At 64.9% G+C, this 15,014-nt stretch carries 12 protein-coding genes; 2 read left to right on the top strand and 10 right to left on the bottom strand.

Translation table 11 applies throughout. The features are described from left to right. Positions 1 to 19 precede the first annotated feature (19 nt). Positions 20 to 1,309, top strand: a complete 1,290-nt coding sequence (locus tag FBY31_RS11705) for an ammonium transporter (protein ID WP_142040924.1) — start codon at positions 20 to 22, stop codon at positions 1,307 to 1,309. Between the two features lie 134 nt (positions 1,310 to 1,443). On the opposite strand, the gene FBY31_RS11700 is transcribed toward FBY31_RS11705, so the two are convergent. The 7 genes from FBY31_RS11700 to FBY31_RS11670 form a co-directional block, all read right to left on the bottom strand. After that, complete coding sequence (locus tag FBY31_RS11700; protein WP_142040922.1) at positions 1,444 to 2,457, bottom strand: glycoside hydrolase; 1,014 nt, start codon at positions 2,455 to 2,457, stop codon at positions 1,444 to 1,446. A gap of 172 nt (positions 2,458 to 2,629) precedes the next feature. Then, the gene (locus FBY31_RS11695) at positions 2,630 to 6,157 is read right to left on the bottom strand and encodes a DEAD/DEAH box helicase (protein WP_142045287.1); all 3,528 of its coding nucleotides are present in this window, start codon (positions 6,155 to 6,157) and stop codon (positions 2,630 to 2,632) included. 204 nt (positions 6,158 to 6,361) lie between these two features. Then, positions 6,362 to 7,498 carry an NAD(P)/FAD-dependent oxidoreductase gene (locus FBY31_RS11690; protein ID WP_142040920.1) on the bottom strand — a complete coding sequence of 379 codons (1,137 nt, stop codon included), beginning with the start codon at positions 7,496 to 7,498 and terminating at the stop codon, positions 6,362 to 6,364. Between the two features lie 46 nt (positions 7,499 to 7,544). Continuing rightward, the gene (locus tag FBY31_RS11685; RefSeq protein ID WP_142040917.1) at positions 7,545 to 8,588 is read right to left on the bottom strand and encodes a Gfo/Idh/MocA family protein; all 1,044 of its coding nucleotides are present in this window, start codon (positions 8,586 to 8,588) and stop codon (positions 7,545 to 7,547) included. Then, positions 8,588 to 9,361 carry an amino acid ABC transporter ATP-binding protein gene (locus FBY31_RS11680; protein WP_142040914.1) on the bottom strand — a complete coding sequence of 258 codons (774 nt, stop codon included), beginning with the start codon at positions 9,359 to 9,361 and terminating at the stop codon, positions 8,588 to 8,590. The genes FBY31_RS11685 and FBY31_RS11680 overlap by 1 nt, the downstream gene beginning before the upstream one ends. Continuing rightward, on the bottom strand, positions 9,358 to 10,146 hold the full coding sequence (locus FBY31_RS11675; protein ID WP_142040912.1) for an amino acid ABC transporter permease: 789 nt from the start codon (positions 10,144 to 10,146) through the stop codon (positions 9,358 to 9,360). The genes FBY31_RS11680 and FBY31_RS11675 overlap by 4 nt, the downstream gene beginning before the upstream one ends. A gap of 90 nt (positions 10,147 to 10,236) precedes the next feature. Then, a complete protein-coding gene (locus tag FBY31_RS11670; protein WP_142040909.1) occupies positions 10,237 to 11,100 on the bottom strand; it encodes an ABC transporter substrate-binding protein in 864 nt (287 codons plus the stop codon). Positions 11,101 to 11,284: 184 nt separating this feature from the next. On the opposite strand from FBY31_RS11670, the gene FBY31_RS11665 reads away from it, so the two are divergent. Beyond that, positions 11,285 to 12,364 carry a LacI family DNA-binding transcriptional regulator gene (locus FBY31_RS11665; protein WP_142040906.1) on the top strand — a complete coding sequence of 360 codons (1,080 nt, stop codon included), beginning with the start codon at positions 11,285 to 11,287 and terminating at the stop codon, positions 12,362 to 12,364. Here the strand turns inward: FBY31_RS11665 and FBY31_RS11660 are convergent. Genes FBY31_RS11660 through FBY31_RS11650 form a run of 3 tightly spaced genes read right to left on the bottom strand, consistent with a single transcriptional unit; the run spans position 12,361 to position 14,938 of the window. Next, positions 12,361 to 13,221 (bottom strand): sugar phosphate isomerase/epimerase family protein, encoded by an 861-nt coding sequence (locus FBY31_RS11660; protein WP_142040903.1) that lies wholly within the window; start codon positions 13,219 to 13,221, stop codon positions 12,361 to 12,363. The two genes, FBY31_RS11665 and FBY31_RS11660, sit on opposite strands and share 4 nt — an antisense overlap. Positions 13,222 to 13,223: 2 nt before the next feature. After that, complete coding sequence (locus FBY31_RS11655; protein ID WP_142040900.1) at positions 13,224 to 14,060, bottom strand: carbohydrate ABC transporter permease; 837 nt, start codon at positions 14,058 to 14,060, stop codon at positions 13,224 to 13,226. Then, positions 14,054 to 14,938, bottom strand: coding sequence for a carbohydrate ABC transporter permease (locus FBY31_RS11650; RefSeq protein ID WP_235013029.1), 885 nt, complete (start codon positions 14,936 to 14,938; stop codon positions 14,054 to 14,056). The genes FBY31_RS11655 and FBY31_RS11650 overlap by 7 nt, the downstream gene beginning before the upstream one ends. Positions 14,939 to 15,014: the final 76 nt, after the last annotated feature.

Raw genomic sequence — 15,014 nt, 5'->3', positions numbered from 1 at the left:
ATCACGAAAGGGGTTTCCCATGGATTCGGGAAATGTCGCTTGGATTCTGGCCAGCTCCGCGCTGGTTTGTATGATGATCCCCGCTTTGGCCCTGTTTTACGGGGGCATGGTGGGGTCGCGCCGCATCCTCAACATGATGATGATGTGCTTCGGCGGCGCCAGCCTGGTGGCCGTCCTGTGGGCGCTCTTCGGCTACTCGATGGCCTTCGGAAACTCGGTGGCGGGCATGGGGCTCATCGGGGACGTCACCGAGTTCCCCGGCATGGCGCAGCTGCTGCCCGCAGATGAGGGGGCATCCATCCCGGTGATCCTCTTCGCCGCGTTCCAGCTGTTCTTCGCCTGCGTTACCACGGCACTGGTTGCCGGAGCCGCAGCCGGGCGGATGAAGTTCGGCGCGTGGATGCTGTTCGCCGGCATCTGGGCCACCATTGTCTACTTCCCCATCGCGCACTGGGTGTTCGCCTTCTCCTCCGCTGACGGCAGCGTGACCGGCGGCTGGATCGCCAGCGGCATCAAGGCAATCGACTTCGCCGGCGGCACCGCGGTGCACATGAACGCCGGCGCTGCGGCCCTGGCCCTGGCATTGGTCCTGGGCAAGAGCTCCGGCTGGCCCAAGGTGGAACACGCCAAGCCGCACAGCCGCCCGCTGGTACTGGTGGGCGCGGGCCTGCTGTGGGTGGGCTGGTTCGGCTTCAACGCCGGCTCGGCACTCTCCGCCGGCCAGTCGGCGTCGGTGGTCTTCCTGAACACCGCTGTTGCTGCTTCCGCAGGCCTCCTCGCCTGGGCCCTTGTTGAGCGGCTCCGCCACGGCGCGGCCACCAGCATGGGCGCGGCATCCGGCCTGATTTCGGCACTGGTTGCCATCACCCCGGCCTGTGGTGCCGTCAGCCCGCTCGGCGCGGTCGCCATCGGCGCGATCGCCGGGGCCGTGTGCTCCCTCGCCATTGAGCTGAAGTTCCGCCTCGGCTTCGACGATTCGCTCGACGTGGTGGGCGTCCACCTCGTGGGCGGCATCCTCGGAACCCTGCTGATCGGCCTGTTTGCCACCGATGCTGCACCCAACGGGGTCAGCGGCCTGTTCTACGGCGGCGGCGTCGAACTCCTGGGTGTCCAGGCGCTGGCAACCGTCTCCGTCCTGGTCTACTCGTTCGGTATCACCTGGGTCCTGGCGAAGATCCTGGACAAGACGATTGGCCTGCGCATCAAGCCGGAAGACGAGCTGCGCGGCATCGACCTCGCCGCCCACTCGGAGCTGGCGTACCTGACGGACGAAGATCCGGTGGAGCTTGGTTCGCCGCAGCGGGCCTAGCGTGCAGTAAGAATTCCGGGTGGGGGCGCCCGGGATACGAGTCAGGCAGAGGGCCAAGCCTTGGACCGGTGCCAGCAGCAGCTGGCTTATAGTTCCAAGGTTTGGCCCTTTGTCGTGCGTGCTGGTTTTGCTGGTTAGGGCTCGATGCAGACCAGGATGCCGTTGCCGACCTCGAGCACCGCCGCCCGGACGTGGCTGAGGCGGGTCTTCGGGTCAGGAGCCATGGTGTCGATGTCCTCGCCGTCCCAGTGCGGGTGGGTGAAGTACACCAGCAGTGCCCGTTCAGCGCCGTCCTCCTGCGGGGGAAGGGGGACCACGTCAGCGTGGCGTCCGACGACGGCCCGTCCGTCCACCGACTCCGGCGCCGTGAGAATGAGGCCGCCCAGGTGGTCCTGCCGGATCCAGCCTCCCGCACCGTCTTCCGAGCGGTAGACGCCCTGGCCGCGCCACTCGTCCACAATCATCCAGAACGCACCGTCCATCCGGAAGGCCTTGGGCCCTTCATGCGGACGGCCCGGGATGGTGAGTCCTTCAAGAGCCCATGAGGACGGATCCTCCGGGCTGTCGCTGACCGCGCTGTAGGTGTTGGACCCGCGGGCTTCGTCTTTGTACCAGAGCCGGTAGCGGCCGTCCCCGCACCGGGCGACGGCGGCGTCGATCACGCGGGGTGAGTCCAGGTCGATCGGGCCCAGGTACTCCCAGCTGGCCAGGTCGCGGCTGGCGAGCTGCACGATGGAGGCCGTGCCGGTCCAGTCTGTCCGCACCCCGCCGAGAACCGTCAGGTACATGATCCACTGGTCGTTGATCCGTACGACGTCGGGAGCCCACAGGGTTGCGGGCAGTTCAGTTTCCGGCGGGACGAGTCCGTCCACAATGCCTTGGTAGGTCCAGCTGAGTCCGCCGTCGGAGGACCGTGCCATACCGATGGCCGTACCGTGCACCCACTCCACGCCTGTGAGGCCTGGTGCTGCGGCCCGGCGCTGGGTGTAGAACAGTACCCACTCGCCGGTCTGGTGGTCCGGCACCAGGACGGGGTCCGTGGGGCCGTCGCAGACGGGGTCGTGGTAGGGGGTGCTGAAGGCGTCCGGGCGCAGGGGAGGAAGGATCGGCGGTGCGGGGGCCTGCTTGCTGGCCTGCTGCTGCGACACGGTTTCTCCAACGTTGTAGTTTTGCCTTGGTCACCAGCATATGTCTATGTTCACGACGCGCAAACGCATTTGCGCTGCGCAGATTCCCGGACGCTGCGCGAATACGGGCCGCACCGGGGAATGTGCGCGTCGAAATTGCCGATCCGTGTCGAAACCGGAAAGGATGCCCGCGCTACTCCTGGAACAGCCCCGCCAGGTCTTCGGCCGTGATGGCGCCGCCGGCCAGGGCGTCGCCCTCCATCACGTCGGCGAACAGCTGCGACTTCCGGGCCTTCAGCGCCATGACCTTTTCCTCGATGGTGTCCTTGGCCACCAGCCGGTACACCATCACGTTCCGCGCCTGGCCGATCCGGTGCGTCCGGTCCACCGCCTGCGCCTCGGAGGCCGGGTTCCACCAGGGATCGAGCAGGAAGACATAGTCGGCCTCGGTGAGATTGAGGCCAAAACCGCCGGCCTTCAGCGAAATCAGGAACACTGGCGCGCTGCCGTTCTTGAACTCACTGACCACGTCGGCACGGTTGCGGGTGCCGCCGTCGAGGTAGCAGTACTCGATGTTCTCTTCGTCCAGCCGCTCCCGGACCTTCCCGAGGAACCCGGTGAACTGGCTGAAGATCAGGGCACGGTGCCCCTCCGCCACCAGGTCCTCCAACTGCTCAAACAGCACGTCCAACTTGCTTGACCGCACCGAGGCAAGTGCCGGGTCCACCAACGAGGCGTCCAGGCTGAGCTGCCGCAGCAGGGTCAGCGACTGGAAAATGGTGAACCGGTTCTTGTTGACGTCCTCGATCAGCCCCAGGATCTTCTGCCGTTCCCGCTGCAGGTGCGTCTGGTACACCTTCTGATGGCGCGGGTTCAGCACCACCTCCAGGATCTGCTCCTGCTTGGGCGGCAGGTCCTTGATCACCTGGTCCTTGGTGCGGCGCATCATCAGCGGACGGATCCGACGGCGGAGCTTGTCCAGCTGCCCCTTGTCGCCGTTTTTCTCCACCGGCTTCTGGTAGTACTCCGCGAAGCGCTTGGGACTGGAAAACAGGCCGGGCGCGACGATGGAAGTGAGGGCCCAGAACTCCATCAGGTTGTTCTCCAGCGGGGTGCCCGTGATGGCGAGCTTGAAGGCCGTGGGCAGTTTTCGGGCACACTGGTACGCCTTGGACTGGTGGTTCTTCACGAACTGGGCCTCGTCCAGCACCAGGCCCGCCCACTTCCGGGACGCGTAGGCCTCGTAGTCGATCCGGAACAGGGCGTAGGAGGTGATCACGATGTCCGCGTCGGCGAGTGCCTCGGCCGGGACCTGGCTGCTCTTGGCGAAGGTCTCGCTGATGGCGTGCACCGTCAGGCCGGGCGCGAAGCGCGCGGCTTCCAGAGCCCAGTTGCCCACGACGCTGGTGGGGGCGACCACCAAAAAGGGGGCACCGGCGTCGGGCGCGGAAGCTGATGCGTCGGAACCGGAATTATCGGAGCCTGGTGCGCCGGAGCCTGGTGCGCTGGAACCGGAACCTTCCGCAGCGGCGGAAAGGGCCAGTTCCTTCGCCGCGCACATCAGCGCGAGCGCCTGCACGGTCTTGCCCAGGCCCATATCGTCCGCGAGGATCCCGCCCAGGCTGTGCTTGTACAGGAAGGTGAGCCAGTTGAAGCCCTCCAGCTGGTAGGGACGCAGCTCCGCGTTCAGGGTGGCCGGCAGGGGCAGGCCGTCCACGCCGCCCTCCAGCAAACCGCCCACGGCCGAGCGCCAGGCCGCCGCCTGCTCGTCCACGATTCCGAGCTGCGCCAGCTCATCCCACAGTCCGGCCTGGAACCGGCTGATCTGCAGCGGCGCATCCTTGTTGTCCTGCAGGGAGCGCGCCTCCTCAATCAGCGCGCGGAGCTGGTGCAGCTCGGGCAGGTCCAGGGAGAAGTAGGCGCCGCTGGGCAGCAGCATTTTGGTCTGGCCCGCCGCGAGCGCCGAGAACACTGCGGCGAAGGACACCGGCTGGCCCTCCAGCGAAATCTGGATGCCGAGGTCGAACCAGTCGCGCTGCTCGGTGGCCTTGGTGGAGATGGAAACCACCGGCGCTTCCTCGGCCTCGCGGTAGTCGGCGATGTCTCCCGCCGTGTCCACGTCCACGTCGGGAGCCTCGCGCAGCCGGGGGAGAACTTCCTCGGTGAAGGCCAGGGTGTCCAGGCCCTTCAACTCCGCGGACGCGGCGAGCCGGGGCGTGCCCCAGCCGCCGGTGGCGGATTCGCCCAAGGCCGGAACCACTTCCCAGGGCCGGCCGATGCCCTCGAGGATGCGGGCCTCGGCGGTGTCGTCGCGGTAGCCGTGGTCGCCGGGGTGGCGCCACAGCGGCTGGGCGGTGACGAGGTTCCCCGTCCTGTAGTGCCACTCCCAGTGCAGCCGGACCGTGTGGTCGGCCCCATAGTTCGCGAGCAGCGAGAGTGTGGGGACGGCCAGGGCGGGCAGCGCAACGGACTCGTCCCTGGCGGTGACGCGGGCAGTCTGCTTGAGCTTGGGATAGAAGCCGGTAAGGAAGCGCGACTCGTCCTGCGCCGGAATGTGCAGGGTGCTCCCGGCGGTGACGAACGCCAGCAACTCCTCGCTCAGGCCGCCCTCCAGCGGTGCCAGCGTGATGGCGCCGTCAGGATCGGGCACCCCAGGCAGAGCGGCCTCCCCGGAGGTGAAGAAGATGCCGTGCGCGGGGCGGCCGATGGTCCCCACGGAGGCCGGATCAACGTCCTCCCCCTCCACACTGATGGTGGGCGCGAGCTCCAGGCCGCCGTCGGACGCCTGTTCCTTGACTGGTGTGCCTTGCTCCGCCTCCGCGGTTTCATTCGCGGGACTTTCATTCCCGGGGGTCCCGTAACGTCCGAGGTTAAGGCCGACGGCGGCGGGGGACTCCGCGAGCCGGACCGGTTCGCTGCCCCGGGAGTGAACGAGGGCCAGGCCAATCTTCCCGGCGTCCGCGAGCAGGCTCCACAGGTTCTTGCCGGAGTAGGTGTTCAGGCCCAGCCACAGGCCGGAGGAGCTCTGCATCCGGCTGGCCGAGGCGGAGTGGGCGGCCAGGAACTCCTGCATCCACTCCACGTGCGATTCGTTGCACTCACGGCGGAAGTTCAGGTAGCTCAGGGTGTTCCAGGAGACGTCACCGCGGATCCACTTGCCCTTCGCCCCCATGATCACGGGGCGGGCCTTGAGCTGGCGGACGCTGCGGAGCGGATCGCGCCGTCCTGTGTAGGAAAAGTGCGGGGCAGGCTCTTCGATCTCGAACTGGAGTGCCAGCGGGACACCGCTGGTGGAGCGTGTGGCGCCGGGCTGGGAGATCAGGGGGCTGAGCGCCTTCTCCCAATCCGAGACGGCCACGGAGGGCTCACGCGAAGTCTGGGTGGCGGTGGCCGGTGACAGCAGCTGGACGCGGGTGGCCGGGTTGTCCTCGGCTGCGAAGAGCAGCGCCGCCACGTGCTTGCAGTCCTTCCGGACCGGGCAGCTGCACCCCCCCACCGTGCAGCTCCAGCCGCCCGCCTTGCGGACCAGTTTGGCGGTGGTGGAATAGGGCACATCGGCACCGCCGCGGACCTTGCCCAGCATGAGCCCGGTGGCGGCGTCGAACGAGATGCCCGAGACGCGGCTGCCCATGGCATATGCCAGTCCGGCCGCCAGGGAACGGTCGTTGATGGCGGGGGTCTGTATTGCCAGTGCCGTACTTTCGTCCGGGTGGGATGGAATGGTGCGCGCTACTTTCAACAGGCCGCGGCGGGGCGGGGCCGGTGGTTGGTTATCTGATCCATCTTAGTTCGACTGGGGGGCAGGGCGTGCCGCCGTTCCCCTGGGGCGGAAGGCAAGCCAGGCAGGGCCTGAACGCAGAACGGCCGTGGTGCTGCCGTCAGGAATCAACAGCGCACCACGGCCGCGCACTCCGCGTAGGCGGGACTAGCGGTTGGACGACTGGGAGAACCGCTCCGGCCGGAAGGTCTCCAGCATCGGGTGGCGGGATCCGGTGAGGATTTCGCCGGCCAGCAGCTCGCCGGCGATCAGTCCGAGCGTGGCCCCCGAGTGGGTGAAGGCCACAAAGCAGCCGGGCACCTTGTCGAGTTCACCGAAGACTGGCTCTCCATCGCCTGGGATGGGTTTGTAGCCGATCTTCCAGGACGCGGGCTTGAGCTCCGGGCTGCCTGCGATGAGCTTGGAAGCTTCGTCGGCGAGTTCCTGCACCACTTCGTCCGGAATGCTGAAGGTTCCGTCCGTGTGCTCGGTGATGTCTTCCTCGTACCAGTCATGGTCTAGGGCAAGGGTATTTCCGGGGTTGGGCCGGACAGCGGCACGGGGCGTGTTCAGCACAGGAGCCAGGCCGTGGTCCGTTGGCTTGGTGATGACCAGCATGGATACCGGCGAGCCGTTGGGGATCTCAACCCCCAGGGGAGCCACAACGGATGGGGTCGCGGCGCCACAGGCCACCAGGACGGCATCGGCATCGTGCACCGCACCCGACGCGACCTGGACGCCGACAGCGCGTCCGTCCTCTACTACTACCGAAGCCTTTCCGGCGTTGAGGACCAGTTCCCCGCCGAGTTCGTGGAACTCTGCCATCAGGAAGTCCACCAGGTCCGGCAGGCTCACCCAGCCTTCGCCGGGGTTGAAGATGGCGTTCTCGGGAACGGCGGAGGCGTCCACGCCGGGAGCAACTGAGGCGATCTCCGCAGGCTCCAGCAGTTTGGAGTCGTAGCTTTTGTTCAGCTCATACCGGTGGCGGGCAACCGTGGCTTCAGCCTGGCCGGCCGGGTTCCACATCAGGCCGCCGCCGAACTGAAGCCACTCCCGGGACGGGTCCGCGGCAAACAGGGTCCGGTACCGGTCCACTCCTGCCATGCGGAGCTGGTGGTAGGGGGTGGAGCGCTCACCCGCGGAGTTCAGCCAGGAGAGCGACCGGCCTGAGGCCTCGCTGGTAAGGCCGCTTTCGGTGAGGAGGACTACGGAAGCGCCTTCGCGGAGGAGGTGGACGGCTGTGGAAACGCCAAGGATTCCGCCACCGATGACGGCGGCTTTCCTGGCGGGGCTGGCGGAGGACATGGGGGACTCGCTTTCCTTTATTGGAAGATGTGCCGTGACGGGTGCGTCAGGCAAGGGCATGGACTTCTTCAATGACTTTCAAGACTTCGACGGCGTCGCGCGGGTCGACGGGGAGTGGCGCGCCGTTCACGAGGGCTTCCGCGAGGAGCCGGTAGAACCGGGGATATGCGCCGCGCAAGGCAGGCACGGCTGCTGATGCGCCGTCCACGCCCAGGAGCCCCCAAGCCTCCTGGGGGTCGATGCCATAAGCAGCATCCGACGGCGTCAGCCCGGCGTCGAGGGCTGCTTCCTGGCCGTCCAGGCCCCACTTGGTGTAGCCCGCTTCAGAGCCCAGGACGTGGAACCGGGGGCCCGCCTGGGCAGCCATGCCGTTCATCCACAGCCGGGTGCGGACCCCGGACTCGTGAAGCAGGGACACAAAGGCTTCCGTCTCGGCCGCCTCCGGGGTTGGTGCGTGGTGTGCCGTTTCGCCATAGCTGCCCGCCACGGGTCCGAACAGCTGCACCGCCTGGTCAATGAGGTGGGCGCCCAGGTCGTGAAGGATCCCGCCGCCCTCGGCTGTGGTGGCAGAGTCACGCCAGTTGCCGAATCCCTCCGGCCGCCACCACTCGAACCTTGACTCGAAACTCCGCACTTCACCCAGCGCACCTGTGGCCAGGAGCTTTTTGAGGGTCAGGAAGTCAGCGTCCCAGCGGCGGTTCTGGAAGACCGTCAGCTGCACGCCGGCGTCGGCAGCTTTGGCCATGAGTTCCTCGCCGTGGCTTGAGGCAGTGACGAACGGTTTATCCACTACAACGTGGAGCCCCTGGGCGATTGCCCGTGCGGCAAGGTCGAAGTGGGTGACGGGAGGGGTTCCAAGGACCACCAGGTCAAGATCCGCGGCCAGCGCGAACATGGCCTCGGGCGTTGGGACAATCCTGGCCGCCGGGTAGCGGAGGGCCGCTTCGGCAGCGCGCTCCGGATCAGCGGTGACAATCACATCAAGTGAAAAGGAGGGGTCTGCCTCGATCAGGGGTGCGTGAAAGACCCGTCCGGAAATTCCAAAGCCGATGACGGCGGTGCGGATGAGGGTGCCGCCTGGGGCCGCCATCACAGCACCTCGGAGAGGAAGCGCTGGAGGCGCTCACTCTTGGGGTTGTCAAAGATGTCGGCCGGCGTGCCCGCTTCAACCACTTCGCCTTCATCCATAAAGACCACCTGGTCGGCGACTTTCCGGGCAAAGCCCATCTCGTGCGTGACCACCACCATGGTCATGCCCCGTTTGGCGAGTGAAGCCATGAGGGTCAGGACGCCCTTCACGAGCTCGGGGTCCAGGGCACTGGTGGCCTCGTCGAAGAGCATCACCTCCGGTTCCATGGCCAGGGCGCGGGCGATGGCGACCCGCTGCTGCTGCCCGCCGGAAAGGTCGCGGGGGCGGTGGTCCGCACGCTCGGCGAGGCCCACTTCGGCCAGCCGGCGGCTTGCACGTTCCCGGGCCTCTGCCTTGGACATCTTCTTGACGCTCCACAGGGCAAGGGCCACGTTCTCCAGGGCGGTGTGGTCCGGGAAGAGGTTGAAGTGCTGGAACACCATCCCGATCCGGCTGCGCAGGATGTCGGGGTTGACCTTCAGTGCACTCTCGCCCGCCAGGAGCACATCCCCGTTTTTGGGTTCATGCAGCCTGTTGACGCCCCTGAGGAGCGTTGACTTGCCGGAACCGGAGGGCCCGATGATGCAGGTGGTGGTGCCCGGAGCCACTGTGAGGCTGACGTTGCGGAGGACCTCGATGTCCCCGTATGCCATGGTCAGGTTCTTGAGTTCCAGGCTGGATCCGTGGAATGTCTGGATGTCAGCCGTGGGGCTGGCGCTGGTGCTGGTGATCATGTGTTGCTCCCGGTAATGAGCGGCGATGCCGCGTCGAGTTCCTTGACTTCATTGAGTCCGCTGGACGGGGCCGTGGGCCGGCGCTTTCCTGCCCGGAAGCGGCTGTCGAAGTAGTTCACCAGGTGCGTGAGCGGCACGGTGATGATGAGGTAGAAGACGCCGGCCATAACCAGCGGGGAGAGGTTTCCGGAGAGAACGGCCGCGTCCTGGCCTACCCGGAAGAGTTCGCGCTCGCTGACCAGCAACCCGAGGAAGTAGACGAGCGAGGAGTCTTTGACGATGGCGATGAACTGGTTCACGAGCGCCGGCAGTACCCGGCGGATGCCCTGGGGGATGACCACGAGTGCCATGGATTTGCCGTAGCTCATGCCGAGGGCGCGGCAGGCCTCGCCCTGGCCCTTGTCTACGCTTTGGATGCCTGCGCGGAAGATCTCACCGATGTAGGCACTGGCGATCAGGCTCAAGGCGATGATGCCCAACGGGTATGGCGAGGGGCCGAAGATGGACTGGCTCAGCCGGGCGAAACCCTGGCCGATGAGCAGGATGGTCAGGATCGCGGGAAGGCCGCGGAACAGGTCCGTGTAAATGCGGGCCGGGATGCGCAGCCACCGGGACGGTGAGATGCCCATAACGGCCACGATCATGCCCAGCGCGACACCGATGATTGTGGCAGCGACGGAGATGATGAGGGTGTTAAGGAGGCCGACGGCCAGAAGCTGGGGCAGGACTTCGGCCATTGCACCGAAGTCGAAGAAGGTGCGGATGATGGTGTTGAGCCAGTCCATGGTTGCTCTCAGACGTTGTTAGCTGGTGGAACGGGGGCGGCACTGCCGGTGGTGATCCTGTGGCGGGCCGCCCCCGCAACCTTTGGAGGGTTACTTGCTGGGCGCCGTGCTGGACGTTTGCTCAGCCTTGGGGAGGTACTGCTCGGGCATCGGTGAGCCCGGGAACCACTTCTGGTAGAGCTTCTTCCAGGTGCCGTCCTCCATGGCTTCGGCCAGGCCTTCGTTCAGGGCCTCCTTGAACTCGGTCTTGCCCTTGGCAATGGCGAAGCCGGCCGGAGCGTCGAAGGAGGGGATGTCCGCGGCGCTGACCAGCCCGAACTGTTCCTGGTAGGACTTGGCGGCCTCGTAGTCAAGGAAGTGCGCGTCCACTGCGCCGCTATTCACCGCGGAGATGGCGGTGTTGTTGTCCGGGAAGCGGACGAGGCTCGCGCTGGTGAAGTTCTTGACGGCGTAGGCTTCCTGCAGCGTTCCCTGGACAACGCCCAGGCGCTTGCCGGAAAGTCCTTCCGCGTCGCTGATGCCGGAAGACTTGCTGGTGATGATGGTCAGGTATCCGGCAAGGTAGCCGTCCGAGAAATCAACGGTTTCCTTGCGCTTGTCCGTGATGCCGATGGCGGCAACGCCGGCGTCGAACTGCCCGTTCGCCACGGCGGAGAGCAGCCCGGAGAAGTCCTGCCCGGTGAAGACCACATTGTCTATACCGGCACGGTGGGCCACGTCCGTGAAGAGTTCGACGTCGAATCCGGTGAACTTACCCTGGGAGTCGGTGAAGGTGTACGGCTTCGAGTCTCCCAGGCTTGCCACACGGATGGTGCCGGGTTGAATGAGGCCGTAAGGGTTCTCGGAAGACGAGGTTGAGGCAGTAGTGGAGGCTCCGCAGCCGGACAACGCGAGGACCGCGGCGACTGCCGCTGCAACGACCGTTGCGGGACGGAGAGTTTTGCGAGTGAACACAGCGAGTTTTCCAATCGAGAGAAGCGGGAGATGGAGGATCGAGATCCGCCGTGGTGGTACTGCTTGGCCGGTGCCTCTTGCTGAGTCCGGTCTCAGTCCCTACGATTGAGACCGGACTCACACCGATTGATAGAAATGTAACCCAAGCCACAAAAGGGCGTCAAGCCCGGCAAGAAAGGCCGAAATGAGTAGTGATGCTTCACGGCGGCGCGACGTCACCGTCGCCGACGTCGCCAAGGCCGCACAGGTATCCAAGGCCCAGGCAGCCCGCGCCCTGGGGAATTACGGCGCGGTAAGCGAAGATGTGCGTGAACGTGTTCTGGCCGCCGCGGAAGAGCTGGACTACCGCCCAAACGAGCTCGCGCGCAGCATGAACACGGGGAAATCGAACACCATCGGCGTGGTGGTGGGCGACATCGAAAATCCGCATTTTGGCCTCGCGACCAGGGGGATCACTGATACTGCAAAAAAGAGCGGTTTCAACGTCATCCTGGTCAACACCGATGAAGACACTGCAGCAGAAGTGGACGCAGTCAAGGTGCTGCTGGACAAGCGTGTTGACGGGCTGATCATCGCCCCGGCGTCGTCCGTTGATACCGGGCACCTGGAAAACGTCCACAAGTCGGGGCGGCCGTTGGTGCTCCTCGACCGCAAGGCCCCGGGGCTGGATGTGGATACGGTGGCCGTGGAAATGGAAGGAATTTCATACGAGTCCACGCGGCATCTGATCCAGGAAGGGCACAGCCGGATAGCCTTCATTTCCACCATTCGAACGGATGAGGCATACTCCGCCGGTTTGCCGCTGGACTCCTCGCAAATCTCGGATCGGCGGGACGGCATGAAGCGCGCCTTCGAGGAAGCGGGTCTTCCCCAGCCCGAGGACCTGGTCCGCCTCAACGCCGGCAGTCCGGAGTCCATCAAGAAGATCACCCGGGAGCTGCTGCAGCAGCCTGATCCTGCCACGGCCATCATCGCCTCAGACGGGCTTATCGGGCTCAGCGTGGTGGAGGCAATCCAGGACCTGGGCCTCTCAATCCCGGACGATGTCTCCTTCCTGATGTATGACGACTTCGCCTGGACCCGGCTTACCACCCCTCCGCTGACGGTCATCGCCCAGCCGGTCTATGAGATGGGCGTGGCGGCCGCTGAGGCCCTTATTCGCCAGATCCAAGGCAGGAAAACGCCGGCGGCGAGGCCTGGATTCTCGGCAACCCTGGTGAAAAGGGGGTCGGTCGGTGTTCCGGCCAGCCGGCCGAACGGTTAGCGACAGTGCGCTTGTTGAAGCTGCGCGGCGCTGTCCACGAATGCATCGAGGCACTTCTGGTAGGAGCTGCGCGGGTCCAGCGAGTACGAGCCATCACCGAACAGTTCAAACGTGATTGATTCCTTGTACTCCAACTGCCCTAAGTCATGCAGGATGGACGTCAGGTCCAGATTTCCGTCCCCCCACGCCAGGTGACCCGCGGGGGAGCCATCTATCAGGTGTATGTGGCGCACCCTCTTCCCAAAAGACTTGCCGTAGTCACTGATGGCATCTCCTGCCACTGCCGATGCCACGGTGTCGATTACCACCCCAAGGTCAGGATGCCCGACGTCCTCGACCATGCGTCCAAGCGATGACAGGTCGGTGACCAAATTCGACTCCAACCGCTGAAGTGGTTCCAATACACAGGAAACGCCCAGTTCCGAGGCCCGTTCAGTGATCGCCTGCAGGGCAAGGACGCTTCGTTCCCAGGCCGGCTCCAACGGCTCGTCCTCGTAGCCGCGCCCGGCGGTGAGGAACAAAAGCGGCGATTCCAGGTCACTGCAAATTTCGGCAGCACGGAGGAAAAGCTGCACACTGCCCTCGCGCAGCCACCTCTCGCCCGATGCGATGTTGACCGGGTAGGCAACCTGCTCAGGGGTCAGGCAGGCCACTGAGAGCTCACGTTCACGCAGCAGGTTCAGAACATTCTTGACCCTGCGCCCGTCTGCGTCCGGGATGTGCAGGTGGGGAGCTATGCCCCACAGCTCCACCTTCGTGCGTCCCAGTTCCACCATGTCGTCAAGGCAACGTTCAAGAGAATGGTGCTGGTAGGCAAAGTTCGAGCCGCAGACCTGGGCCAGGACGGGGTTGCCCATCATTACTTCCCTACGCCGTCAGCCAGTCCGCGGATGAAGTACCGCTGACCCGCGAAGAAGAGGACGATGACGGGCATGGCGGCGATGGCCATACCGGCGAAGACCACGGGATAGTCCGTGCCGTGTTTGGCCATGAGGTTGGTAAGTCCCACCGGCAGCGTCTGCAATGCCCCGCCGCTGGTGAAAATCATGGCGAAAAGGTACTCATTCCATGTGAAGAGAACGTTCAGCAGGATGGTGGAGATGATGATCGGCCGGCACATGGGCAGGATGACCTGCCAGAACGCCCTTGCCTTGGAGGCGCCGTCGACGGCAGCGGCCTCATCCACCTCGAAAGGCAAATCCAGCATGTAGGCCCGGATCAGGAAAGTGGTGAACGGAACCCGGAAGGCGGTGTACAAAATCAGGAGCGCCCAGAAGCTGTTATAGAGACCCAGGGCCTGGAACATCTTCACCAGGGGAATCAGGGCCACAGTCGGCGCAAGCATCAAACCGGCCAGGATCAGAATGAGGATGGTCCGGTTGAAGGGAATCTTGACCCTGGTCAGACCGTAGGCCGCCCAGGCGCTGATCAGCACGGTGGCGACGGTGGAAGCCACGGTCACCAGGACGCTCGTAGTGAGGTAGTCACCTACGCCCCGGTTCCAGGCTGTTACGTAGTTTTCCCACCGCCACGCGTGCGGAAATGCAAACGGATCGGCGAACAGTTCCGAATTCGATTTCACCCCGTTCAGCAGCATCCACAGCAGGGGGTAGATGACCACGATAGCCAGGGCCACCAGGAAGGCCTGCACAAAAACCCGTCCCAGGACCATCAGTACTGAAGTGCGCGTCACCATTCCACCCTCCTGCGCCTGGCCAGCCAGAGTTGGAGTACCGCGAGGACCAGTGTGATGACGAAAACAGCGGTGGCAATGGCCGCGGCATAGCCGAAGTCATTGCGGACAAAACCGCTGCGGTAGAGCCAGGTCCCCAGGACCTGGCTGGAATTGTTGGGGCCGCCTGTGGTCATTACCATCACCTCGTTGAAAACCTGGAAGGCCCCTGAGACCGTCACGATCATCATCAGGCTGCTCATCTCGCGGACCAGGGGCAGGGAAACAGAAAAGAACCGGCGGACGGGACCGACGCCGTCGATTGACGCCGCCTCGAAAAGCTCGGAGGGAATACGTTGCAGCGCCACTGCGAAGAGCAATGTGCAGTAGCCGAAGCCCTGCCACTGGCTCATGGCGATGATGCCGAAGATCGCGGTGTTTTCCTGGCCGAGCCAGGCTTGTGCGAAGTTTCCAAGGCCCAGGGTCTCCAGCGCGGCGTTCAGGATGCCCATCCGGGGCTCATAGATGAAATAGAACAGGAGCCCGGCCACAGTGAGGGATATTGCCGAGGGAACGAAGTAGATCGCACGGAGGGTGCCCCGCCAGCGGGAGCTGGGCAATCCCTCCACGAGGGCTGCCAGAACCAGCGCTCCGAACACCTGGAAGATAATTGAGATTCCGGCATAAAGCGTGTTGTTGAGGAGTGATTTCCAGAAGATCGGGTCATTGACCATCTTGACGTAGTTGTCGGCGCCAACGAAGGCCTGCCGACCGCTGTAGATGTCCCACTTGAGCAGGCTGAAGCCCAGATTCTGCACGAGGGGCAGGTAGCAGAAGACACAAAGCAGCAAAACTGCAGGCAGGACCCACACCAGGTTGCGCCACCGGGCGGCCTTCCTCATGGGCGCCTGCCCACCGCGGGGGAGATCCTTGACATCCGATCCGGAGGCTGAAGACGCCGGCCTCCGGATCGCGTTT

Origin of the sequence: Arthrobacter sp. SLBN-100, assembly GCF_006715305.1 — a bacterium.
In the GTDB taxonomy this organism is placed as follows: Bacteria; Actinomycetota; Actinomycetes; order Actinomycetales; family Micrococcaceae; genus Arthrobacter.
The sequence above is the reverse complement of the archived record's forward strand: the minus strand, read 5'-3'. Positions and strand labels throughout refer to the sequence as shown.